The following is a 23,363-nucleotide window of genomic DNA, read 5'->3' as shown; positions in this document are numbered from 1 at the left end:
CAGACCTCAAGCCTGCCACGCCCCTGCCCTCACCGGCGCTTCGGCGCCCTCGGCTGCACAGCGCGCCGCATGGCCCGATGCGGTATCCCCGCGTCGGGGAACTCCGGCCCGTACGCCTCGTACCCCAACCGCTCGTAGAAGCCCAGCGCCTGCGTCTGCGCATGCAGATCCACCGCCCTGAGCCCACGCGCGCGTGCCGCGTCCTCGATGGCCCGCACCAGCGCCGCGCCGACCCCCAGACCACGCGCCGCCTTGGCCACCGCGAGCCGCCCGAGCGAGCCCACGGTCAGGTCGCCGTCGACCTTCGAAGCCGCCGCCTCGCCGTACAACAGCCGCCCGGCACCGAGCGGCACCCCGTCCTCCCGCACCGCCAGCACATGCACCGCCACGGCGTCGTAGGCGTCATACTCGATCTCCTCGGGCACACCCTGCTCGACGACGAAGACCTCGCGGCGCACCGCGAAGCAGGCCTCACGGTCGGCGCCCTCCTCGGCGACCCGCACGGCGTACGACGGGGAAGTCATCCGTAGGTCTCCTCGCGCACCTGGTCCAGGGCCTGCTGAAGGTCCTCCGGGTAGTCGCAGGAGAACTCCACCCACTGTCCGTCACCGGGGTGCTCGAAGCCGAGCCGGACGGCGTGCAGCCACTGCCGGGTCAGCCGCAGGCGCTTGGCGAGGGTCGGGTCGGCGCCGTAGGTCAGGTCGCCGACGCAGGGGTGGCGGTGCGCGGCCATGTGGACGCGGATCTGGTGGGTGCGGCCGGTCTCCAGCTTCACATCGAGCAGGGAGGCCGCGCGGAACGCCTCGATGAGGTCGTAATGCGTCACGGACGGCTTGCCGTCGGCCGTGACCGCCCACTTGTAGTCGTGGTTGGGGTGCCGGCCGATGGGCGCGTCGATGGTGCCGCTGGTCGGATCGGGGTGCCCCTGGACCAGCGTGTGGTAGCGCTTGTCGACCGTGCGCTCCTTGAACTGGCGCTTGAGCGAGGTGTAGGCGCGCTCGGACTTGGCGACGACCATCAGCCCCGACGTACCGACGTCGAGCCGGTGCACGATGCCCTGCCGCTCGGCGGCACCGGACGTCGAGATCCGGTACCCGGCGGCCGCGAGCCCGCCGATCACGGTCGGCCCGGTCCAGCCCGGCGACGGATGCGCGGCGACCCCGACCGGCTTGACGATCACGACCACGTCATCGTCGTCGTGCACGATCTCCATGCCCTCGACCGGCTCGGCGACCACCTGCACGGGCGCGGGCGCCTGCGGCATCTCGACCTCAAGCCAGGCACCGCCGCTCACCCGCTCGGACTTGCCGACCACCGTGCCGTCGACGAGCACCTTGCCCGCCGCGGCGAGCTCCGCGGCCTTGGTACGGGAGAAGCCGAACATGCGGGAGATGGCGGCGTCGACGCGCTCGCCCTCCAGGCCGTCGGGCACGGGCAGGGTTCGGATCTCGGGAATCGTGCTCACCCGTCGAGTATGCCGGACGGGTGAGACAGTCCCGACCGCCCGCTCAGTCCTTGTGGACGGTGCCGTCGGGGTCGAGCCCCTTGAACGACAGCAGCACGATCAGGATGCCGCCGCTCACGATCGCCGTGTCGGCGAGGTTGAACACCGCGAAGTGCTTGGGCGCGATGAAGTCCACGACCGCGCCCTCGAAGACGCCGGGCGAGCGGAAGATCCGGTCGGTGAGATTGCCCAGCGCACCGCCGAGCAGCAGGCCGAGCGCGAGCGCCCAGGGCAGGCTGTACAGCTTGCGGGCCAGCCGGATGATCACCACGATCACTGCCGCCGCGATTACCGTGAAGATCACGGTGAAGGCCTCGCCGAAGCCGAAGGCCGCACCGGCGTTGCGGAGCGCCTCGAACCTCAGCCAGTCCCCGATGACCTCGATGGGCTCCTGGTGCTCCAGCTTGGCCACCACGATCATCTTGCTGATCAGGTCGAGGGCGTACGCGAAGGCGGCGACCGCGAACAGCACGGCGATCCGCCGCTTCCCCTTGGGCCGCGCCTCGCCGCCCTCCGGCCCCCGCGGACTGGATGACTGCTCCGGCTCGGCCTCAGCCCCGTCCGGGGAATCCGGCGTACCGATGATGCGCTCCGCCTCTGCCACGTGAGTCCCTCAGCCTAGGTGCCTGACTGAGGACGAGGGTACGCCACGCCCGACCGGCCCTCAGTACCGGCGTTCTTGCTTCTGCTTGCACTCCACGCACAGGGTCGCGCGCGGGAAGGCCTGCATACGGGCCTTGCCGATCGGGTTCCCGCAGTTCTCGCACAGACCGTAGGTGCCCGCGTCCAGCCGCTCCAGGGCGCGCTCGGTCTGGGTCAGCATCTCCCGCGCGTTGGCGGCGAGCGCCAGCTGTTGCTCCCGCGTGATGTTCTTCGTTCCGGTGTCGGCCTGGTCGTCGCCGGCACCGTCCCCCGAGTCACGCATCAGACCGGCGAGCGCCTGCTCGGAGGAGGTGAGCTCGTTCCTGAGCCGCTCCCCCTCGGAGAGCAGCTCGGCGCGCGCCTCCTCGACCTCCTCGGGGGTCCAGGGGTCCTCACCGGGGCGCACCGCGAGCTCGCCCGGCTCCACCGCCGCGGCGAGACGTGCCTTGGGAACGGCGGTCTTCGCCGCCGTGGCCGTGCCAGGAGTCTTCTTCGCAACCACTGTCGTGGCTCCCGTCTGCTCCGCGGCCTCGGCCGCGCCCGCCTTCTTGGCCGTACTTTTCTTGGCCGCGCTCTTCTTGGAGGTGCTCTTCTCGGCCACGGCTCTCCTGGCCGGTGCTTTCTTGGCCGGTGCCTTCTTGGCCGGTGCCTTCTTGGCCACGGCCTCCTCGGCCGCGGCCTTCTTCGCTACGGTCTTCTTCGCCACGGTCTTCTTCGCTACGGCCTTCTTGGCGGCCGCCTTCTTCCCGGCCGACTTCCTGGCCGCCGGTCTCCCCGCCGCCTCCTCCTCGGCCGCCTTCTTCGCAGGAGCCGCTTCCGAAGCCGTCGCCTTCCTGGCAGCGGCCTTCTTCGCGGCCGCCTTCTTCGCGACGGTCTTCTCTGCGACCGCCTTCTTCGCCACCCTCGTCTTCCCGGCGTCGGTGCCGTCCCCGCGCACCGTCTTCACCGGCTTGGGGGCCTCCCCGGACCGCCCGGCGGACCCCCCATGCGTGCTCTTCTTCCCGCTCGGATCCTTGGCCGCACCACCGGAGGCTTTTGTGGACCTGCCGGACGCCGACTGCTGTACGGCGGTCTTCTTCGCCACCATGGCCGCGGCCCCTTCACATATTGTGATCTTGCTCGCGAATCGTGCTGGGACGATAAATCGACTTGAGTCCCGCGGCAATGGGGCACACCGCCCGATTCGCCGCCTCGCGGATGCCGCGCGGCCGACCTGCATGCGTATTGCCCAGCTCCCCGCCGGGTAATCCGCCGGGCCGGGCGTCCCAGAATCCGAACACCCGTACCGCGCCATTCGGGTCACCGCAGGCCACCCCCGGCCCTCGCCCCAGGACGCCGGAAAAACCGGTCGGCCGCTGTCCCCGCGGCGCCGTACACTGGGCGGAGCGAGAAGCGTGGATGGGGACGAGTAGCGGCGTACGCAGCCCAGAGCGACCCGGGGACGGTGGGAGCCCGGGGGCGAGCGCGCGGTGAAGATCACCCCGGAGCCGCCGGAAGAACGCCCCGCAAGGGCCAGTAGACCCGGCATCGCGACCCCAATGAGGGGGCTCACCGAGGCACACGGAGCGTCGGCGGGCCAAGGAGGGTGGTACCGCGGGAGCGCGCCGAAAACGGCGTAACGAAAGACGTAGCTCTCGTCCCTCCGGACGGAAGGCAGCAAGTCCGCCGGAGGAAGCTCGCAGATGACAACGCCGACGTACCGCCAGGTGCCCGCCCAGGTCGACCTGCCCGCCCTTGAGCACGCCGTGCTCGATTTCTGGCGCGAGCACAAGATCTTCGCCAAGAGCCTGGAGCAGTCCGAGGGCCGCCCGGAGTGGGTGTTCTACGAGGGCCCGCCCACCGCCAACGGCATGCCCGGCGCCCACCACATCGAGGCCCGCGTCTTCAAGGACGTCTTCCCCCGCTTCCGCACCATGCGCGGCTATCACGTGGCCCGCAAGGCGGGCTGGGACTGCCATGGCCTCCCGGTGGAGCTGGCGGTCGAGAAGGAGCTCGGCTTCAGCGGCAAGAAGGACATCGAGGCGTACGGCATCGCCGAGTTCAACGCCAAGTGCCGTGAGTCCGTGCTGCGGCACACCGACGCCTTCTCCGAGCTGACGACCCGCATGGGCTACTGGGTCGACCTCGAAGAGGCCTACGTCACGATGGACCCCGAGTACATCGAGTCCGTCTGGTGGTCGCTGAAGGAGATCTTCAACAAGGGCCTGCTGGTCCAGGACCACCGCGTCGCCCCCTGGTGCCCGCGCTGCGGCACCGGCCTGTCCGACCACGAACTGGCGCAGGGCTACGAGACGGTCGTCGACCCGTCCGTGTACGTCCGTTTCCCGCTCACCTCCGGTCCGCTGGCCGGCCAGGCCGCGCTCCTGGTCTGGACGACGACGCCCTGGACGCTGGTCTCCAACACCGCGGTCGCCGCCCATCCCGAGGTCACCTACGTCGTCGCGACCAACGGCGAGGAGAAGCTCGTCGTCGCCGAGCCGCTGGTCGCCAAGGCACTCGGCGAGGGCTGGGAGACCACCGGCCAGTCCTTCACCGGTGCCGAGATGGAGCGCTGGACCTACCAACGCCCCTTCGAGCTGGTCGAGTTCCCGGAGACTGACGGCGCAACCCACTACGTGGTCAACGCCGACTACGTCACCACCGAGGACGGTACGGGTCTGGTCCACCAGTCCCCCGCCTTCGGTGAGGACGACCTCAAGGTCTGCCGTTCCTACGGTCTGCCGGTCGTCAACCCCGTCCGCCCGGACGGCACCTTCGAGGAGGACGTCCCCCTGGTCGGCGGCGTCTTCTTCAAGAAGGCGGACGAAAAGCTCACCGAGGACCTCCAGCAGCGCGACCTCCTGTTCAAGCACATCCCGTACGAGCACAGCTACCCGCACTGCTGGCGCTGCCACACCGCGCTCCTCTACTACGCGCAGCCGTCCTGGTACATCCGCACCACCGCCGTCAAGGACCGCCTCCTCCAGGAGAACGAGAACACCAACTGGTTCCCGGAGACGGTCAAGCACGGCCGCTTCGGTGACTGGCTGCAGAACAACATCGACTGGGCGCTGTCCCGCAACCGCTACTGGGGCACCCCGCTGCCGATCTGGCGCTGCGAGGACGACCACCTCACGGTCGTCGGCTCCCGCGCGGAGCTCACCGAGCTGACCGGCACGGACCAGTCGGACCTCGACCCGCACCGCCCGTTCATCGACGACGTCACCTTCGGCTGCCCGCAGTGCGCCAAGACGGCCACGCGCGTGCCGGAGGTCATCGACGCCTGGTACGACTCGGGTTCGATGCCCTTCGCGCAGTGGGGCTACCCGTACAAGAACAAGGAGCTCTTCGAGAGCCGCTACCCCGCGCAGTTCATCAGCGAGGCCATCGACCAGACCCGCGGCTGGTTCTACACGCTGATGGCGGTCGGCACGCTGGTCTTCGACAAGTCGTCGTACGAGAACGTGGTCTGCCTCGGCCACATCCTCGCCGAGGACGGCCGCAAGATGTCCAAGCACCTGGGCAACATCCTGCAGCCGATCCCGCTGATGGACCAGCACGGCGCGGACGCGGTCCGCTGGTTCATGGCGGCCGGCGGCTCCCCGTGGGCGGCCCGCCGCGTGGGCCACGGCACCATCCAGGAGGTCGTCCGCAAGACGCTCCTCACGTACTGGAACACGGTCGCCTTCCAGGCCCTGTACGCCCGTACGTCGAACTGGGCGCCCTCCGCGGCCGACCCGGCCCCGGCCGACCGCCCGGTCCTGGACCGCTGGCTGCTGTCCGAACTGCACGCGCTGACCGACCAGGTGACCCAGTCCCTGGAGGCGTACGACACCCAGCGCGCCGGCAAGCTGCTCTCGGCGTTCGTCGACGACCTGTCCAACTGGTACGTCCGCCGCTCCCGTCGCCGCTTCTGGCAGGGCGACAAGGCGGCGCTGCGCACCCTGCACGAGGTCGTCGAGACGGTCACCAAGCTGATGGCCCCGCTGACCCCGTTCATCACCGAGCGGGTCTGGCAGGACCTGATCGTCCCGGTCACCCCCGGCGCCCCGGAATCCGTGCACCTGGCGTCCTGGCCGGAGGCGGACCTGACGGCGATCGACCCGGAGCTGTCGAAGCAGATGGTCCTGGTCCGCCGGCTCGTGGAGCTCGGCCGCGCCACGCGCGCGGAGTCGGGCGTGAAGACCCGCCAGCCGCTGAGGCGCGCGCTGGTCGCGGCGACCGGCTTCGGCTCCCTCAACCCCGAGCTGCACACGCAGATCACCGAGGAGCTGAACGTCGAGTCGCTGGCGTCCCTCTCCGAGGTCGGCGGCAGTCTGGTGGACACCACCGCCAAGGCCAACTTCCGCGCCCTGGGCAAGCGGTTCGGCAAGCGCGTCCAGGACGTCGCGAAGGCCGTCGCGAACGCCGACGCGGCCGCGCTGTCCCTGGCGCTGCGCGAGGGCACGGCGTCGGTCGAGGTCGACGGTGAGACGATCACCCTCGCCCCGGACGAGGTGATCATCACCGAGACCCCGCGCGAGGGCTGGTCGGTGGCGTCCGACTCGGGCGCCACGGTCGCCCTGGACCTGGAGATCACCGAGGAGCTGCGCCGCGCGGGCCTGGCCCGGGACGCGATCCGCCTGATCCAGGAGGCCCGCAAGAACAGCGGCCTCGACGTGGCCGACCGCATCGCGCTGCGCTGGACGGCGACGGACCCGGCGACGATCGCGGCCCTGTCAGAGCACACGGAGCTCATCGCCGACGAGGTCCTGGCCACCGACTTCGCCCAGGGCGAGGCGGACGACAGCTACGGCACCCCGTTCACCGACGAGGGCCTGTCCCTGACGTTCCGCCTGCGCAAGGCGTAACCCCGGCAGCCCGAGGGCCCGGTCTCCCCGAGCGAGGGGGCCGGGCCTTCGTCGTCCCACCGTCGTCCCACAGTGACGAACACCTCCGTCAACACGCGTAAAAAGGGCGGGGCCCCGGATCGAATTCCGGGGCCCCGCCCTGAACGCTGCCGACGCCTACGGCGTACTACTCGCTGTCAGTTGTCGTCCTCGTCGATCAGGAACCCGCGCATCGGCGAGGGAGCCTGACCCATCGGGGACGGACCCTGCGGACGCACCGGCGCCATCGGCTGGGTCATCGCCGGGGACATCTGCTGCTGACCGCCGTAGGAGGGGCCGGCCTGACCCGGGCCGCCGCCCATGCCCTGGTTGCCGCCGTACGACGGGGCACCGGCACCGGCGGGAGCCATCGACGGCGCCGGGGACGGCGGCAGCGAGGCGGTGGCCGGGGTGCGCGGCGGGGCCAGCGAGTCGTCGGCCTGGGTCTCCAGCTGACGCAGCTGCGACTCCAGGTAGGACTTCAGACGCGTGCGGTACTCGCGCTCGAAGCCGCGCAGGTCCTCGACCTTGCGCTCCAGCGTGGCGCGAGCGGACTCCAGGGAGCCCATCGCGACGCGGTGCTTCTCCTGCGCGTCCCGCTCAAGGGCGTCGGCCTTGGCACGAGCGTCGCGCTCAAGACCCTCGGCACGCGAACGCGCCTCGCCGACGATCTTGTTGGCCTCGGAGCGGGCCTCGGCGATCGCCTGGTCGGCGGTCTGCTGGGCCAGCGAGAGGACACGGGCGGCGCTGTCGCCACCGGGGCCCTGACCGGGGCCGCCCATCGGACCGCCCATCGGACCGCCCATGGGGCCGCCCATCGGACCGCCCATCTGCTGCTGCATCGGGGGCTGACCCATCGGACCGGGACCCTGGCCCATCGGACCGGGACCCTGCGGGCCACCCTGACCGCCGGGACCGGCGGGCAGCTGCGGGGCACCGCTCGGCAGCTGGGGCGGGCCACCCATGGGGCCACCCATCTGCTGCTGCGGCGGGCCCGATATGCCGGCCGGCACCGGGGCGCCCGGGCCCCGCATGCCCTGCTGAGGCATACCACCCTGCTGAGGCATACCACCCTGCTGGGGCATACCCTGCTGCTGGTCCTGCGGCTGCTCCGGAGGCTTGCGCATGTTCTGCTGGTTCTGGGCAGCAGCGCGCGTGGCCGCGGCCAGCTTGGCGCGCAGGTCCTCGTTCTCGCGGAGCAGGCGGGTCAGTTCGGCTTCGACCTCATCGAGGAAGGCATCGACCTCGTCCTCGTCATAGCCTTCTCGGAGGCGGACGGTCGTGAACTGCTTGTTCCGCACGTCCTCGGGGGTCAACGGCATCTCTTCACCTCAACGTAGTCGTCGGCATTCGGCAAGACGGTAGTTCACATCGCTCACAGCCGGCTCACGATCGAGATCAGGATGTAGACGATGATCATCAGTACGAAGAAGGACAGGTCGAGCGCCACGCCCCCGAGACGCAGCGGCGGAATGAACCGCCGCAGAAGCTTGAGCGGTGGATCAGTGACAGTGTAGGTGGCCTCCAGAACGACCACCATCGCCTTGCCGGGTTGCCACGAGCGGGCGAACTGGAAGACATAGTCCATGACCAACCGGAAGATCAGCACGATGAGGAAGCACATCAGCGCGATGTAGACGACATCCAGGACCACGCTCATGACCCTTGCTTCCCTCTCCCCATGTTCCGTGCTGCTGCGGTACTGCGTTGTGTTGCTCTGTACTGCATTTCCGGTTGTGCGTCTCAGCTCTGGTTGAAGAACCCGCCCTCTGCGATGCGGGCCTTGTCCTCCGCCGTGACATCGACGTTAGCAGGCGACAACAGGAACACCTTCTGCGTCACCCGCTCGATGCTGCCGTGAAGACCAAACACCAAACCGGCCGCAAAGTCGACAAGTCGCTTGGCGTCTGTGTCATCCATCTCAGTCAGATTCATGATCACCGGCGTGCCCTCACGGAAGTGTTCCCCGATGGTACGGGCTTCGTTGTAGGTCCGCGGGTGAAGCGTGGTGATCCGGTACGGCTCTCGTTCCGACACGACCTTGGGCATGATCACCGGCGCGTTCTTCTCTAGGCTTTGACGTTCTTGTGTGATGGATGCCACGGGCGCGATGCGCGCCGGGCGCCCGGATTCCGCGGCGAGCGAAGCGGCGCGGGGCACCGGGTCGCGCGGCACCGACGGCTGCACCACTCGTACCGATTCGTCCCTTTGGGACTGATGTGAACCGTGCGACTGGTGGGACGGCTCGTGCCGTCGGTGGTCCCGCTCGGGCTCGGGGTCGAGTTCGGGTTCGAAGTCGTCGTCGGGGTCGAAACCGCGGCCGTCGTACCCATCGTCCTCCACGAGGCCGAGGTAGACCGCCATCTTGCGCATCGCGCCGGCCATGCTCTGAGTCCTCCGCTCTGTGGTGGATCGGCTGACGACTGCCAAGTGCCCGCGATCCACGAGGTCGTTACGCCCGCTATTCAGCGGTAATGACCATATTTTCTGCTGTGGTCCGACTTCCTGGCGACGTTACCCGAGCCTCGGGCGGACTCCGAGTACCGCGGTGCCGACGCGCACATGTGTCGCTCCGGCCGCCACGGCCTGTTCGAGGTCCGCACTCATTCCTGCCGAGACCATGTTCGCAGCCGGATGGGCTCGGCGCAGGTCGGTCGACAAATCCATCAACCGCTCGAACGCCGCAAGTTCACGTCCCGCGTACTCTCCGGTCAAGGGTGCGACTGTCATCAATCCGTCGAGCCGCAGTCCCGGAGCGCCGGCGATCAGGTCGGCCAACTCCTCGACGCCGCCCGGCGCCACACCACCGCGCTCCCCTCGCTCCCGCTCACCGGCGTCCAGCGCGACCTGGATGAGACAGCCCACCTCGCGCTCCGCCCGTACGGCCTCCTTGGAGAGAGCCGTCACCAGCTTGGAACGGTCGACGGACTGCACGAGATCCGCGTAACCGACCACGGATCGCACCTTGTTGGTCTGAAGCTGACCGACAAAGTGCCAAGCAAGGGGCAGATCGGAGCACTCCGCGGCCTTCGGCGCCGCGTCCTGGTCCTTGTTCTCGGCGACATGGCGCACACCGAGTTCCGACAGGATCCGCACATCGCTCGCGGGGTAGGTCTTGGTGACCACGATCAGGGCCACCTCCTCGCGCTTACGGCCGGCGGCCGCGCATGCCGTGGCGATGCGCTCCTCCACTTTCGCCAGGTTTCCGGCGAGTTCGTCCTTACGTTCCGTCATGCCCCATCAGTCCAGCCAGACATAGCCCGCGAGCCGGCCCGTGGTCCGGTCGCGGCGGTACGAGAAGTGGTCGCCCGACTCCCGGGTGCACACCGGCGACTGCTCCCGGTCGCGCACCCCGAGCCGGTCGAGCTGCGCGTGCACTCCGGCGGTCACGTCGACCGCGGGCGTACCCCAGCTCGTCTCGGCGTACGCCGCCGGCTCGACGGCGGACACCTCGGCCCGCATCTCCTCCGGCACCTCGTAGCACCGGCCGCAGACGGCGGGCCCGGTGCGGGCGACGATCCGGGACGGCTCGGCGCCCAGTTCCATCATCGCGCGCAGCGCGGCGGGGACGACTCCGGCGACCATCCCGGGCCGGCCGGCGTGGGCCGCGGCGACGACGCCGGCGACGGGGTCGGCGAGCAGGACGGGCGTGCAGTCGGCGGTGAGGACGGCGAGGGCGAGCCCCCGGTCGGCGGTGACGACCGCGTCGACCCGCGGCACCGAGTGTTCCCCCCAGGGCCGGTCGACCACCACGACGTCGTTGCCGTGCACCTGGTTCATCCAGACAACCCGGTCGGCGTCGAGCCCGAGCGACTTGGCGGCCAGCTCGCGATTGGTCCGTACGGCGCCGGGGTCGTCGCCGACCGCCCCGCCGAGGTTGAGCTCCTCGTACGGAACGGCGCTCACCCCGCCCCACCTGTCGGTGAAGGCGAAGTGCGCGCCGTTCACGGTGTCGCGCTGTCCTATCACTTCAGGAAGTCCGGCACGTCCAGCTCCTCGGCCGCGCTGTCCGAGTAGGACCGGGACGGCGGGACCGGCGGGGCGACCGGGAGGTCGGCGGCCGGCTCGGGAGCGGGCGCCGGCTCCTCCTTCGGCGTGACACTGCCGAGCGAGCCGAAGGACGGACGGCTCTCGGTCTGCCGTACCGGAGTGGGCTCCTCGCGCTTGGCCGAGGACGATCCGAGGATGTTGTCCCGCTTGGACGGCGGCTGGCCGCCGTCGAAGCCGGCCGCGATCACGGTGACCCGGACCTCGTCGCCGAGGGCGTCGTCGATGACCGCGCCGAAGATGATGTTGGCCTCGGGGTGGGCGGCCTCGCTGACCAGCTGGGCGGCCTCGTTGATCTCGAAGAGACCGAGGTCGGAGCCGCCGGAGATGGAGAGGAGGACGCCGCGGGCGCCGTCGATGGACGCCTCCAGCAGCGGCGAGGAGATCGCCATCTCGGCCGCGGCCACCGCACGGTCGTCGCCGCGGGCCGAGCCGATGCCCATGAGGGCCGAACCGGCCTCGGACATGACCGACTTGACGTCGGCGAAGTCGAGGTTGATCAGACCGGGCGTGGTGATGAGGTCGGTGATGCCCTGGACACCGGAGAGCAGGACCTGGTCGGCCGACTTGAAGGCGTCGAGCACCGAGACCTGGCGGTCCGAGATGGAGAGCAGTCGGTCGTTCGGGATGACGATGAGGGTGTCGACCTCTTCGCGGAGCTCGGCGATGCCGTCCTCCGCCTGGTTCGCGCGGCGCCGTCCCTCGAAGGTGAACGGGCGGGTGACCACGCCGATGGTGAGGGCTCCCAGGGAGCGGGCGATGTTGGCCACGACGGGCGCGCCGCCGGTGCCGGTGCCGCCGCCTTCACCGGCCGTCACGAAGACCATGTCGGCCCCCTTGAGGACCTCCTCGATCTCCTCGCGGTGGTCCTCGGCGGCCTTGCGGCCGACGGCCGGGTTGGCTCCGGCGCCGAGTCCGCGGGTGAGTTCACGGCCGACGTCGAGCTTGACGTCGGCGTCGCTCATCAACAGCGCCTGTGCGTCAGTGTTGATGGCGATGAACTCGACGCCCTTGAGACCGACCTCGATCATCCGGTTGATGGCATTGACACCACCGCCGCCGACACCGATGACTTTGATGACTGCGAGGTAGTTCTGCGGTGCTGCCACGTCGAAGGCCTCTCGCCTCGAGTTACGTGTCGCCGAACCGGAGAAGCACTGCTGCCTCGATCCGACGACTGATGCCGAATGGGACGGTCCGTTTCGCCGACCCGAACCCTAACGCTGAAGTTTAGGGTTACCAGTGTGTCCGTTCCTTGGAGTCTTCTGAACAGGACACTAAGTCGACAAGTGGCGCCCGTTCAACGAACACGCCGAACCTCCCGTTTTTCTTTTCACCCTATGTGATCAGCCGTAGCAGTGCCCAACCAGGGTGCTGGCCTGCGCGGATGTGCGTCAACTCCCCGATGACGCAGGGGCGGTGGGAACCCCGACATCGAAGTGCCCGGCATCCGGCGAGGCTTTCATCAGAGCGAGGAGTGTGCGAGCCTTCGCCGCGCCCTTCTCGGCGCTGCCCCAGTCGACGGTCCTGCCGTCGGCCAACTCCAGCGAGATGTCGTCGTAGGAACGGACCTTGACGGTCCGGGTGTCCCGCGCGACGGCGGCCGGAATGGCATCGGCGACCTTGACCGCCTCCCGCACCAGCCGGTCCTCGCCGAAGCGGCGCAGGCTCGCGGCGGCGGAGCTGGACGGGGAGAGCGTCAATTCCAGTGCGGGAACGCCTTTCGGTGCCTCAGAAACCGTGGCGAATCGGACACCTTCATCGTCCACTTCGATGAAGTTTTTGCCCTTTTGCACAATCAGAACCGGGGTTCGCTCGGTCACTTTCAGCCCGATTCCATCCGGCCAGGAACGGCCCACGTCCACCACGTCAATTCGCGGCAGTTTCCGCCTCAGTCGCGCCTCGATGGCATCGGTGTCGACGGAAACCAACGGCGATCCGACCGGCACATCGGCGGCCTCACGCACCTGCTCGGGCGTCAGCACCCGGGTCCCCGACACCGTCACCCGCTCCACGCGCAGCCAGCTCGACCCGTACAACGCCCAGACGCCGCCTGCCCCGAGAAGCACGAGCGCGACGGCAAGGATGATGATCATACGAAGCCGAGGAGGCCGCGCCCGCCGAGCGGGAGGCGGGCCGGACGACTCCTGCTGACGTTCACCGCGCTCGGCGGTCGTCGATCCGGCCACGCTTCCTGCCCTCCGTCATACGGTCCTAGCGTCGCTGCGAGGCGATCGCCTCGTACACCATGCCGACGAGCAGGTCGTCGGCGTCCCGGCGGCCGAACTCACCGGCGGCGCGGGACATCTCGTACAGCCGGTGCGGGTCGGCGAGCACGGGCAGGACGTTGTGCTGCACCCACTCGGGGGTGAGTTCCGCGTCGTCGACCAGCAGTCCGCCGCCGGCCTTGACCACCGGCTGGGCGTTCAGCCGCTGTTCGCCGTTGCCGATGGGCAGCGGGACATAGGCGGCCGGGAGCCCGACGGCGGAGAGTTCGGCGACGGTCATCGCGCCCGCGCGGCAGAGCATCATGTCGGCCGCCGCGTACGCGAGGTCCATCCGATCCAGGTAACTTACCGGGATGTATGGGGGCATTCCCGGCATCTGGTGCACCTGCGGCAGTTCGTTCTTCGGGCCGACCGCGTGCAGGATCTGGATCCCGGCCTGCTGGAGCCAGGGCGCGACCTGCTGGACGACCTCGTTGAGACGCCGGGCGCCCTGCGAGCCGCCGGAGACGAGCAGGGTCGGCAGGTTCGGGTCGAGCCCGAACATCGCGCGGGCCTCGGGGCGCATGGCGGCCCGGTCCAGGGTGGCGATGGAGCGGCGCAGCGGGATGCCGATGTAGCGGGCGTCCCGCAGCTTGCTGTCCGGGGTGGAGACGGCGACCCGGGCGGCGTACCGCGAACCGATCTTGTTGGCGAGGCCCGGGCGGGCGTTGGCCTCGTGAATCACGATCGGCACACCGAGGCGCTTGGCGGCGAGGTAGCCCGGCAGCGCCACATAGCCGCCGAAGCCGACGACCGCGTCCGCCTTGGTGCGTTCCAGGATCTGCTCGGCGGCCTTGATCGTGCCGCGCAGCCGGCCCGGGACGGTGATCAGCTCGGGGGTCGGCTTGCGCGGCAGCGGTACGGCCGGGATCAGCGCCAGCTCGTAACCGCGCTGCGGAACGAGCTTGGTCTCCAGACCCCGCTCCGTGCCCAGGGCCGTGATCCCCACGGTCGGGTCCTGCCTGCGCAGGGCGTCCGCGAGGGCGAGCGCGGGCTCGATGTGGCCCGCGGTTCCTCCGCCGGCGAGTACGACATGCACCGAAATTCACCGCTCTCCGGACGAACGCGCCACCGAGGCACGCCGTCGCATCGTGTTCCATCTCCGAGGCTCCCTGGTGGCAGCAGAGCCCCCAGCCCCCCGTTTTCTACCAAAGCGGGGTTGCCGCATCGAAAGCGCCGCCCGCGCAGCGGGCTCGTCGCGTGCGAAGGCGATCAGCAGCCCGATGGCGAACATGGTCGGCAGCAGGGCGGACCCTCCGTAGGAGAACAGCGGGAGGGGGACACCGGCGATCGGCAGCAGACCGAGCACCGCACCGATGTTGATCACCGCCTGCGCGGTGATCCAGGTGGTCACACCTCCCGCGGCATACCTCACGAAGGGGTCCTCCGTGCGTCCGGCCACGCGGATACCCGCATAGCCTAGAGCCGCGAAGAGGGCGAGCACCGACAGCGTCCCCGCCAGGCCCAGTTCCTCACCGGTGACGGCGAAGATGAAGTCGGTGTGGGCTTCGGGGAGTTGCCCCCATTTCTCCACGCTCGCACCGAGCCCGGATCCGAAGATTCCGCCGGACGCGAGGGCGTAGATCCCGTGCACGGCCTGCCAGCAGGCGTCACCCGGGCCGGGGTCGGTGGCGCCGATGCACTGGAGGCGGGTCATACGGTTCGGGCTGGTCTTGATCAGGATCAGGCCGATCAGACCGGCGATCGCGAGCACCCCGGCGAACAGCCGGGTCGGGGCTCCCGCCAGCCACAGCAGGCCGAACAGGATCGCCGTCAGGATGATCGCCGTACCCATGTCGCCGCCGAGCATGATCAGCCCGAGCAGCATGAAGGCGACCGGGACCAGCGGTACCAGCATGTGCTTCCACTGGGTCAGCAGCTTCTTGTCCTGCTTGCGGGCCAGCAGGTCCGCGCCCCACAGCACCAGCGCCAGCTTGCCGAACTCGCTGGGCTGGAGCAGGAAGGGGCCGCCGACGGAGATCCAGTTCTGGTTGCCGTTGACCGAGACTCCTATCCCCGGCACCTGCACCAGCGCCATCAGGAAGACGGCGCCCGCGATGATCGGGTAGGCCAGCGCCCGGTGCAGTTTGACCGGCATCCGGGAGGCGGCGAAGAGCAGTCCGGCGCCGATGAGGGCGGCCAGCAGCTGTTTGCGGAAGAAGTACGAGCCGGGCAGCGACATCTGCAGCGCCTTGATCTGGGAGGCCGAGTAGACCATCACCAGACCGAGCACGGTGATCAGCAGACTGCCGCCGAGGATCAGGTAGTACGCGGTCAGCGGCCGGTCCCAGGCCTTCTTCGCGCGTGTGTAGAGCCGCAGGAGGGGATTCTCGCGCGGGGGCCGGGGTGCGGCTGGGCTGCGGCCGGCTCGCTGGGCCGGGGGGCGGCCCGTACGGCTACTGGACATCACCGGCTCCTCGCACGCACCCACCCAACCCGAGCCACATCCGAGTCACCCGTCCCTCCAAGGGTCCCGAAGCACCCTAAGTAGCCGAGACCCGCCGTCAGGCGCCGGCTCCGAGTTCGCGGACCGCCTCCGCGAACGCGTCACCGCGCTTGTTGTAGTTGGCGAACATGTCCATCGAGGCGCAGGCCGGGGCCAGCAGCACCGTGTCGCCCGCGGTCGAGAGCCGCCGGGCCTCCTGGACAGCCGCGAGCATCGCCCCAGTGTCGGTCCGGTCGAGGTCCACGACCGGTACTTCCGGGGCGTGTCGCGCGAGGGCTTCGCGGATCAGCGCCCGGTCGGCGCCGATCAGGACGACCCCGCGAAGTCGCTTTGCCGACTTGGCGACCAGCTCGTCGAAGGTGGCACCCTTCGCAAGGCCGCCCGCGATCCACACGATCGACTCGTAGGCCGCCAACGAGGCTTCCGCGGCGTGGGTGTTGGTGGCCTTGGAGTCGTCGATGTACGCGACGCCGTCCACGTCCGCCACATGCGCGATGCGGTGGGCGTCCGGGGTGAAGGCCCTGAGGCCGTCGCGTACGGCTTTGGCGGGCACCCCGAAGGCGCGCGCGAGGGCCGCCGCCGCAAGGGCGTTGGCGATGTTGTGCGGGGCCGGCGGGTTGACGTCGGAGACCTCGGCGAGCTCCTGGGCGTTCTTCTGCCGGTTCTCCACGAAGGCGCGGTCGACCAGGATGCCCTCCACGACGCCGAGTTGGGACGGGCCCGGGGTGCCGAGCGTGAAGCCGATGGCCCGGCAGCCCTCCTCGACATCCGCCTCGCGCACCAGGTCCTCGGTCGCCTTGTCGGCGACGTTGTAGACACAGGCGACGCGATTACCCTCGTAGATACGGCCCTTGTCGGCGGCGTACGCCTCCATGGAGCCGTGCCAGTCGAGGTGGTCGGGGGCGAGGTTGAGGACGGCGGCGGAGTGGGCGCGCAGGGAGGGCGCCCAGTGGAGCTGGTAGCTGGAGAGTTCGACCGCGAGGACGTCGTACTCCTCGTCGCCGAGGACCGCGTCCAGCAGGGAGACGCCGATGTTGCCGACGGCGGCCGTGCGCAGGCCCGCCGCCTTCAGGATCGACGCGAGCATCTGCACGGTCGTCGTCTTGCCGTTGGTGCCGGTGACGGCGAGCCAGGGCGCGGCGTCGGGGCCGCGCAGCCGCCAGGCCAGTTCGACGTCGCCCCAGATCTCCAGGCCGGCCGCGCGGGCCGCCGTGAACAGGGGCTTGTCCGGCTTCCATCCGGGCGCGGTGACGACGAGTCCGGTGCCCTCGGGCAGGGTGGAGCCGTCACCGAGGCGCACCGTGATGCCCAGTGCCTCCAGTTCCGCGGCCTGTTCACGCGCGCGTGCGTCGTCGCCGTCGTTGACGACGGTGACCCGCGCCCCCAGGCCGTGCAGCACCTTGGCCGCCGGGATGCCGGAGACGCCGAGCCCGGCGACGGTGACGTGCTTGCCCTGCCAGTCGAGAGGCTCCGAGGAGGTCACTTTTCCGCTGCCCATCCCGCGTAGAAGAGGCCCAGTCCGACGATCACACAGATGCCCTGGATGATCCAGAAGCGGACCACCACAAGGACTTCGGACCAGCCCTTGAGTTCGAAGTGGTGCTGGAGTGGCGCCATCCGGAAGACGCGCTTCCCGGTGAGCCGGAACGAGCCGACCTGGATGACCACCGACATGGTGATCAGGACGAACAGGCCGCCGAGGATGGCGAGCAGCAGCTCGGTGCGGGAGCAGATCGCGAGGCCGGCGAGCACACCGCCGAGCGCCAGCGAACCGGTGTCACCCATGAAGATCTTGGCCGGCGAGGTGTTCCACCACAGGAAGCCGAGGCAGGCGCCCATCAGCGCGGCGGAGACCACGGCGAGGTCGAGTGGGTCGCGGACCTCGTAACAGGCGTTCGGATTGGTCAGGGTCTGCGCGTTGGCGCAGGACTCCTGGTACTGCCACACGCCGATGAAGGTGTAGGCGCCGAAGACCAGCACCGAGGCGCCGGTCGCGAGTCCGTCGAGGCCGTCGGTGAGGTTCACGCCGTTCGACATCGCGAGGATCATGAACAGTGCCCACACTACGAACAGCACCGGACCGATCGTCCAGCCGAAGTCCGTGATGAACGAAAGCTTCGTGGAGGCCGGGGTGTTGCCGCGGGCATCCGCGAACTGCAGGGAGAGCACGGCGAAGGCGATACCGCCGAGCAGCTGTCCGGCCATCTTCGCCTTGGCCCGCAGACCCAGCGAACGCCTCTTGACGATCTTGATGTAGTCGTCGAGGAAACCGACCAGGCCCATGCCGACCATCAGGCCGAGCACCAGCACACCGGAGTAGGTCGGCGGCTTGCCCGTGATGAGCTTCGACAGGAAGTACGCGGCGACAGTCGCCAGGATGAAGGCGATACCACCCATGGTCGGCGTACCGCGCTTGCTGCCGTGCGTGCGCGGACCGTCGTCGCGGATGTACTGGCCGTAGCCCTTGCGGGCGAGGAGTTTGATCAGCAGCGGGGTGCCGATCAGCGTCAGGAAGAGGCCAATGACTCCTGCGAACAGGATCTGCTTCATCATCGGGCGGCAACCTCACCCTCGGCACCGGTCTCGACGAGCGCCTGCGCCACGCTCTCAAGGCCGACCGACCGGGACGCCTTCACGAGTACGACGTCCCCCGGGCGCAACTCGCTGCGCAACAGGTCGACCGCCGCCTGTGCGTCGGACACGTGCACCGACTCCTCACCCCACGAACCCTCGTTATATGCGCCCAGTTGCAGCCAGGACGCTTCCCTGCCCCCGACCGCGACGAGCTTGCTGACGTTGAGCCGGACGGCGAGCCGTCCGACCGCGTCGTGCTCGGCGAGCGCCTCGTCCCCGAGCTCGGCCATCTTGCCGAGCACCGCCCAGGTCCGCCGCCCCTTGCCCATCGCCGCGAGCGCGCGCAGGGCGGCTCGCATGGACTCGGGGTTCGCGTTGTAGGCGTCGTTGACGATGGTCACGCCGTCCGGGCGCTCGGTGACCTCCATACGCCAGCGGGAGAGGGAGCCCGCCTCGGAGAGCGCGGTGGCGATCTCTTGCGCGGACATGCCCAGCTCGTGGGCGACGGCGGCCGCGGCGAGCGCGTTCGACACGTGGTGCTCACCGTACAGGCGCATGGTCACTTCGCTTGCACCGGAGGGTGTGTGAAGCATGAAGGCAGGCTGTCCGCTGTCCGTGAGTCGCACGTTCTCGGCGCGTACGTCCGCTTCGCCGGACTCTCCGAAAAGGATCACCTTCGCCTTCGTACGGGAGGCCATGGCCCGTACCAAGGGGTCGTCCGCGTTGAGGATCGCGGCCCCGTCCTCCGGAAGAGCTTCCACGAGTTCGCCCTTGGCCTGCGCGATCTGCTCCCGGCCGCCGAACTCGCCGATGTGGGCGGTGCCGACGTTGAGCACGAGGCCGATCTTCGGGGGCGTGAGCTCGGTGAGATAGCGGATGTGGCCGATGCCCCGGGCGCCCATCTCCAGCACGAGGAACCTGGTCTCCTCGGTGGCCGACAGGGCGGTCAGCGGCAGCCCGATCTCGTTGTTGAGCGAGCCGGGCGTGAACACCGTCGGCGCCTTGCGCCGGAGCACCTGGGCGATCAGGTCCTTGGTGCTGGTCTTGCCCGCGGAGCCGGTCAGCGCCACGAGGGGGGTGCCGAGCTTCCGGACGACGTGCCGGGCGAGGGCACCGAGGGCCGCCTGGACGTCGTCCACGACGATCGCGGGCACGCCGACGGGCCGCGAGGCCAGTACGGCCACCGCGCCCGCCTCGACGACCTGCGCCGCGAAGTCATGGCCGTCGACGCGCTCACCGACGAACGCGACGAAGAGGCTGCCGGGCCCCGCCTCACGGGAGTCCCGGACGACCGGTCCGGTGACCCGTACCGACGGATCCGGTATGTCGTACGTCTGCCCGCCGACGACTTCTGCGATCTCGGCGAGAGAGAGGGCGATCACAAGTTCATCCCTGGGTCTTCTGGATAGCTTCGCGAAGCACCTGGCGGTCGTCGAAGGGACGCACCACCCCGGCGATGTCCTGGCCCTGCTCATGGCCCTTGCCCGCGACCAGCACGGTGTCCCCGGGTTCGGCCCGGGCGACGGCGGCGGCGATGGCGGCGGCCCGGTCCTCGAAGACCTGCACCTCGCCGCGCTCGTGCGCCGGCACCGACGCCGCGCCCTGGAGCATGGTCGCGAGGATCGCGAGGGGGTCCTCGGAGCGGGGGTTGTCGGAGGTGAGTACGGCGGTGTCGGCGAGGCGGGCCGCGGCGGCGCCCATCGGCTCGCGCTTGGTCCTGTCCCGGTCACCGCCGCAGCCGAGCACGATGTGCAGCTTGCCCTCGGTGACCTTGCGCAGGGCCCGCAGGACCGATTCGACGGCGTCGGTCTTGTGGGCGTAGTCGACGACCGCGAGATAGGGCTGGCCCGCGTCCACCCGCTCCAGGCGGCCGGGGACCCCGGGGACGGCGGCGATGCCGTCTGCGGCGGACTGCGGGTCGAGGCCCGCGACGGCCAGGGAGACGATCGCGGCGAGGGTGTTGGCCACGTTGAACGGGCCGGCGAGCGGCGAGCGGGCGCTGATCCGCTCGCCCTTCGGGCCGACGACGGTGAACGTCGAGTCCATGGGCCCGACCTGGACGTCCTCGGCGCGCCAGTCGGCGTCGGGGTGGCCCTCGGCGGAGAAGGTGACGACGGGGACCGTGGCTTCCTTGGTGAGCCGGCGGCCGTACTCGTCGTCGAGGTTGACGACGCCGAGTCGGCTGCGTTTCGGCGTGAACAGCTGCGCCTTGGCCCGGAAGTAGTCCTCCATGTCGGAGTGGAACTCCATGTGTTCCGGGCTGAGGTTGTTGAAGACGGCGATGTCGAAGACGCAGCCGTCGACCCGGCCGAGGACCAGCGCGTGGCTGGAGACCTCCATGGCGACCGCTTCGACACCGCGTTCGCGCATGACGGCGAAGAGTGCCTGGAGGTCGGTGGCTTCGGGGGTGGTGCGCTCGGACTTGATGCGCTCGTCGCCGATGCGCATCTCGACCGTGCCGATCAGACCGGTGGACCTGACCGTCTTCAGGCCGCCCTCGACGAGATAGGCGGTGGTGGTCTTGCCGGAGGTGCCGGTGATGCCGATCTGGAGCAGATCGCGGCCGGGGTGACCGTAGATCGTGGCCGCCAGTTCGCCCATCTGTCCGCGCGGGTCGTCCACGACCAGCACGGGCAGGCCCGTGGCGGCGGCGCGTTCGGCGCCGGTCGGGTCGGTGAGCACGGCGACCGCGCCGAGGCCCGCGGCCTGGGTGACGAAGTCGGCGCCGTGCAGCCGGGCGCCCGGCAGAGCGGCGTACAGATCGCCGGGACGGACGGCGCGCGAGTCGTGGGTGATGCCCGTGACCTCCGCGTCCTGACCCGGCCTTGCGGCACCCAGCTGGCCGGCGAGCTCCGCGAGGGGTGTGGCGGAGACCTGGACCGGCCTGGGCGGCCCGGGATATGTCACGGGTGCGCCCTTCTGGGTGGTTTGGGACTGATCAGCGTGTGGCACGGCGGTGAGCGTACCGGGCCCACCCGCCTCGGAGCGAAGCGAGGCGGCGGACGGTCCTTGGTTCCCGGGATCGGGGGTGATCGTTGTCACGAGGTGGTTCCTGGCTGCTCGGGGCTGTTCAGGGCGTGAAGGTGACCGGGAGCTTGGCGGCCGGTGCCCCGGTCGGCGGGACCTGGAGGGTCTTCAGGGCGAACTCCATGACCTGCTTGTAGACGGGTCCGCAGATCTGGCCGCCGAAGTAGTTGCCCTTGGTGGCGTTCTGGATGGCGCAGTACACGGTGATCCGCGGCTGGTCGGCGGGCGCGAATCCGGCGAACGACGAGGTGTAGCCGCGGTACTTGCCGGTGGCCGGATCCACGCGGTTGGCCGTGCCCGTCTTGCCCGCGACCCGGTAGCCGGGGATGCGCGCCTTGGTTCCGGTGCCTTCCTCGTCGTCCACGACCGACTCCAGCATCCGGGCCAGCGTCTTCGCCGTCTTCGCGCTCACGACCCGCTTCTTCCCGGGCTTCGGGGCGGGAGTGAAGCGTCCGTCGGGCCCCTTCGTGCCGCGCACCAGGGTGGGTTCGACGCGGACACCGCCATTGGCGATCGTCGAGTAGACGGAGGCCGCCTGCATCGCGTTGACGGACACGCCCTGGCCGAAAGGAATCGTGTACTGCTGCGAGGTCGACCACTGGTCCGGCGGCGCGAGGATGCCCTTGGTCTCGCCGGGGAAGCCGAGCCCGGTGTAGCTGCCGAGGCCGAACTTGCGGAGATAGGAGTAGAGGACCTGGTTGGACTCCTGCTGCGTCTTGCCCAGCTGTCCGGTGGCCAGGATGGTGCCGATGTTGCTGGACTTGGCGAGCACGCCGTTGAGCGTGAGGTACCAGGTCGGGTGGTTGATGTCGTCCTTGAAGAGCCGGTCGCCGCGGTGCAGCCGGTTGGGTACGACGACATGCGTGTCGGGCGTGGCCACGCCCTCTTCGAGTACGGCGGCCATCGACAGCACCTTGGCCGTGGAGCCGGGCTCGTAGGCGTCCTCCAGGCTCCAGTTGTGCAGGGAGTTCGCGTCGGCCTCGGAGAGGTCGTTGGGGTCGAAGCCGGGCGAGTTGGCCATGGCGAGGATCTCGCCGGTCTTCGTGTCCTGCACGATCACATAGCCGCGGTCGGCCTTGGACTCCGCCACCTGCTCGCTGATCGCGTTCTGCGCGGCCCACTGGATGTCGCGGTCGATGGTGAGCTCGACGTCGCTGCCGGGCACGGCGGGCGTCTCGGTGGAGCCGGCGGTGGGCACCTGGCGGCCGCCGGACTGGGCGTAACGGATCTTGCCGTCCTCGCCGGCGAGTTCCTTGTCGAGCTGCTGCTCGACTCCGCCGCCGCCCTTGCCGTCGTAGTTGACCCAGCCCAGTATCCCGGCCGCGAGGTCGCCGTTGGGGTACACGCGCTTGCTGCTGGCGACCGAGAAGACGCCCGCGAGGACGTTGACGGTGCTCGGGTCGGTCTCCGCCTTGGTGGCCAGCGCGCTCTTGAGGTCCTTGATCTGCTTCCAGACCTGCGGGGTCTGCCTGCGGGACAGCAGGACGTACTGGCCCTTCGCCCTGAGCTTCTTGGTCAGGGCGGCCTGGTCCTGGCCGAGGATCGGGGCGAGCAGGGCGGCGGCCTGCTCGGGGCCGTCGCCGGCCTTCAGCGACTTGCGCGTGAACATCGTGGGGTCGGCCGTGATGTCGTACGCGTCCACGCTGGCGGCAAGGGCCACGCCGTTGCGGTCGGTGATACCGCCGCGCTCGGCGGCCAGCGTGTAGCCGACGTACCGGTTCTTCTCGGCCTTGGCGGCGTACGTGCTGGCGTCGACGGCCTGGACCTGGAGGAGGCGGACCACGAAGGCGATCAGGACGAGGGTCAGGGCCAGGCTGACCATGCGCAGCCGGGGGCGGGGGCTGCCCAGCTTCAGGGCGACGGGGGCCGCGGGGCGAGGCCGCGGCGGCGCCGGGCGGCGGGCCGGGCGCGCGCCGGCGCCCGGGGTGCGCCGGCCGCCGGGGCGGTCGGGCCGTGCGGGTCCGGGCACACGGCGGCGCGGCGGTTGCTTGCCTGAGTCGGCCACTTCC

19 protein-coding genes are annotated in these 23,363 nt (G+C 69.8%); 1 reads left to right on the top strand and 18 read right to left on the bottom strand.

What is annotated here, in order from left to right; genetic code table 11:
• Positions 1 to 29: 29 nt before the first annotated feature.
• The 4 genes from RMT89_RS00435 to RMT89_RS00420 are packed head-to-tail and all read right to left on the bottom strand — an operon-like array spanning position 30 to position 3,233.
• Positions 30 to 524, bottom strand: coding sequence for a GNAT family N-acetyltransferase (locus RMT89_RS00435; protein WP_315881854.1), 495 nt, complete (start codon positions 522 to 524; stop codon positions 30 to 32).
• Complete coding sequence (locus RMT89_RS00430; RefSeq protein WP_315881853.1) at positions 521 to 1,465, bottom strand: RluA family pseudouridine synthase; 945 nt, start codon at positions 1,463 to 1,465, stop codon at positions 521 to 523. The genes RMT89_RS00435 and RMT89_RS00430 overlap by 4 nt, the downstream gene beginning before the upstream one ends.
• A gap of 43 nt (positions 1,466 to 1,508) precedes the next feature.
• Positions 1,509 to 2,108: a signal peptidase II gene (lspA, locus tag RMT89_RS00425; RefSeq protein ID WP_315881852.1), complete on the bottom strand. Its 600-nt coding sequence runs from the start codon at positions 2,106 to 2,108 to the stop codon at positions 1,509 to 1,511.
• A gap of 60 nt (positions 2,109 to 2,168) precedes the next feature.
• Positions 2,169 to 3,233, bottom strand: a complete 1,065-nt coding sequence (locus RMT89_RS00420; protein WP_315881851.1) for a TraR/DksA family transcriptional regulator — start codon at positions 3,231 to 3,233, stop codon at positions 2,169 to 2,171.
• Positions 3,234 to 3,828: 595 nt separating this feature from the next.
• Here RMT89_RS00420 and ileS point away from each other — a divergent pair.
• The gene (gene ileS / locus RMT89_RS00415; protein WP_315881850.1) at positions 3,829 to 6,975 is read left to right on the top strand and encodes an isoleucine--tRNA ligase; all 3,147 of its coding nucleotides are present in this window, start codon (positions 3,829 to 3,831) and stop codon (positions 6,973 to 6,975) included.
• A gap of 176 nt (positions 6,976 to 7,151) precedes the next feature.
• Here ileS and RMT89_RS00410 read toward each other — a convergent pair whose 3' ends face one another.
• The 14 genes from RMT89_RS00410 to RMT89_RS00345 form a co-directional block, all read right to left on the bottom strand.
• A complete protein-coding gene (locus tag RMT89_RS00410) occupies positions 7,152 to 8,315 on the bottom strand; it encodes a DivIVA domain-containing protein (RefSeq protein WP_315881849.1) in 1,164 nt (387 codons plus the stop codon).
• Between the two features lie 53 nt (positions 8,316 to 8,368).
• Positions 8,369 to 8,653: a YggT family protein gene (locus RMT89_RS00405; protein WP_007448661.1), complete on the bottom strand. Its 285-nt coding sequence runs from the start codon at positions 8,651 to 8,653 to the stop codon at positions 8,369 to 8,371.
• A gap of 83 nt (positions 8,654 to 8,736) precedes the next feature.
• Positions 8,737 to 9,378: a cell division protein SepF gene (locus RMT89_RS00400; protein ID WP_315881848.1), complete on the bottom strand. Its 642-nt coding sequence runs from the start codon at positions 9,376 to 9,378 to the stop codon at positions 8,737 to 8,739.
• 129 nt (positions 9,379 to 9,507) lie between these two features.
• Positions 9,508 to 10,227 carry a YggS family pyridoxal phosphate-dependent enzyme gene (locus RMT89_RS00395; RefSeq protein WP_315881847.1) on the bottom strand — a complete coding sequence of 240 codons (720 nt, stop codon included), beginning with the start codon at positions 10,225 to 10,227 and terminating at the stop codon, positions 9,508 to 9,510.
• Between the two features lie 6 nt (positions 10,228 to 10,233).
• The gene (pgeF, locus tag RMT89_RS00390) at positions 10,234 to 10,962 is read right to left on the bottom strand and encodes a peptidoglycan editing factor PgeF (RefSeq protein WP_315881846.1); all 729 of its coding nucleotides are present in this window, start codon (positions 10,960 to 10,962) and stop codon (positions 10,234 to 10,236) included.
• Positions 10,959 to 12,149, bottom strand: coding sequence for a cell division protein FtsZ (gene ftsZ, locus RMT89_RS00385; protein ID WP_315881845.1), 1,191 nt, complete (start codon positions 12,147 to 12,149; stop codon positions 10,959 to 10,961). Before ftsZ ends, pgeF begins: the two co-directional genes overlap by 4 nt.
• Before the next feature lie 285 nt (positions 12,150 to 12,434).
• The gene (locus RMT89_RS00380) at positions 12,435 to 13,229 is read right to left on the bottom strand and encodes an FtsQ-type POTRA domain-containing protein (RefSeq protein WP_315881844.1); all 795 of its coding nucleotides are present in this window, start codon (positions 13,227 to 13,229) and stop codon (positions 12,435 to 12,437) included.
• 25 nt (positions 13,230 to 13,254) lie between these two features.
• Complete coding sequence (gene murG, locus RMT89_RS00375) at positions 13,255 to 14,346, bottom strand: undecaprenyldiphospho-muramoylpentapeptide beta-N-acetylglucosaminyltransferase (protein WP_315881843.1); 1,092 nt, start codon at positions 14,344 to 14,346, stop codon at positions 13,255 to 13,257.
• A gap of 6 nt (positions 14,347 to 14,352) precedes the next feature.
• The gene (gene ftsW / locus RMT89_RS00370) at positions 14,353 to 15,714 is read right to left on the bottom strand and encodes a putative lipid II flippase FtsW (protein WP_315881842.1); all 1,362 of its coding nucleotides are present in this window, start codon (positions 15,712 to 15,714) and stop codon (positions 14,353 to 14,355) included.
• Between the two features lie 97 nt (positions 15,715 to 15,811).
• Entirely contained in the window at positions 15,812 to 17,251 is a 1,440-nt protein-coding gene (gene murD, locus RMT89_RS00365) for a UDP-N-acetylmuramoyl-L-alanine--D-glutamate ligase (protein ID WP_315881841.1), read from the bottom strand.
• Entirely contained in the window at positions 17,233 to 18,306 is a 1,074-nt protein-coding gene (gene mraY / locus RMT89_RS00360) for a phospho-N-acetylmuramoyl-pentapeptide-transferase (protein ID WP_315881840.1), read from the bottom strand. The genes murD and mraY overlap by 19 nt, the downstream gene beginning before the upstream one ends.
• Entirely contained in the window at positions 18,303 to 19,709 is a 1,407-nt protein-coding gene (murF, locus tag RMT89_RS00355) for a UDP-N-acetylmuramoyl-tripeptide--D-alanyl-D-alanine ligase (protein WP_315881839.1), read from the bottom strand. Before murF ends, mraY begins: the two co-directional genes overlap by 4 nt.
• Before the next feature lie 4 nt (positions 19,710 to 19,713).
• Entirely contained in the window at positions 19,714 to 21,234 is a 1,521-nt protein-coding gene (locus RMT89_RS00350) for a UDP-N-acetylmuramoyl-L-alanyl-D-glutamate--2,6-diaminopimelate ligase (RefSeq protein WP_315881838.1), read from the bottom strand.
• A 163-nt stretch (positions 21,235 to 21,397) separates the two neighbouring features.
• The gene (locus RMT89_RS00345) at positions 21,398 to 23,359 is read right to left on the bottom strand and encodes a penicillin-binding protein 2 (RefSeq protein WP_315881837.1); all 1,962 of its coding nucleotides are present in this window, start codon (positions 23,357 to 23,359) and stop codon (positions 21,398 to 21,400) included.
• Between the last annotated feature and the right edge of the window lie 4 nt (positions 23,360 to 23,363).

It is taken from the genome of Streptomyces sp. P17 (assembly GCF_032436805.1).
Lineage (GTDB): Bacteria > Actinomycetota > Actinomycetes > Streptomycetales > Streptomycetaceae > Streptomyces.
This window is presented reverse-complemented; position numbering and strand designations above follow the sequence as displayed.

Excerpts from the sequence above, each read along its gene's own strand:
- RMT89_RS00435 (WP_315881854.1), bottom strand. The coding sequence starts at position 524 with ATGACTTCCCCGTCGTACGCCGTGCGGGTCGCCGAGGAGGGCGCCGAC.
- RMT89_RS00420 (WP_315881851.1), bottom strand. The coding sequence starts at position 3,233 with ATGGTGGCGAAGAAGACCGCCGTACAGCAGTCGGCGTCCGGCAGGTCC.
- ileS (WP_315881850.1), top strand. The coding sequence starts at position 3,829 with ATGACAACGCCGACGTACCGCCAGGTGCCCGCCCAGGTCGACCTGCCC.
- RMT89_RS00410 (WP_315881849.1), bottom strand. The coding sequence starts at position 8,315 with ATGCCGTTGACCCCCGAGGACGTGCGGAACAAGCAGTTCACGACCGTC.
- RMT89_RS00405 (WP_007448661.1), bottom strand. The coding sequence starts at position 8,653 with ATGAGCGTGGTCCTGGATGTCGTCTACATCGCGCTGATGTGCTTCCTC.
- RMT89_RS00400 (WP_315881848.1), bottom strand. The coding sequence starts at position 9,378 with ATGGCCGGCGCGATGCGCAAGATGGCGGTCTACCTCGGCCTCGTGGAG.
- RMT89_RS00395 (WP_315881847.1), bottom strand. The coding sequence starts at position 10,227 with ATGACGGAACGTAAGGACGAACTCGCCGGAAACCTGGCGAAAGTGGAG.
- ftsW (WP_315881842.1), bottom strand. The coding sequence starts at position 15,714 with ATGTCCAGTAGCCGTACGGGCCGCCCCCCGGCCCAGCGAGCCGGCCGC.
- murD (WP_315881841.1), bottom strand. The coding sequence starts at position 17,251 with ATGGGCAGCGGAAAAGTGACCTCCTCGGAGCCTCTCGACTGGCAGGGC.
- mraY (WP_315881840.1), bottom strand. The coding sequence starts at position 18,306 with ATGATGAAGCAGATCCTGTTCGCAGGAGTCATTGGCCTCTTCCTGACG.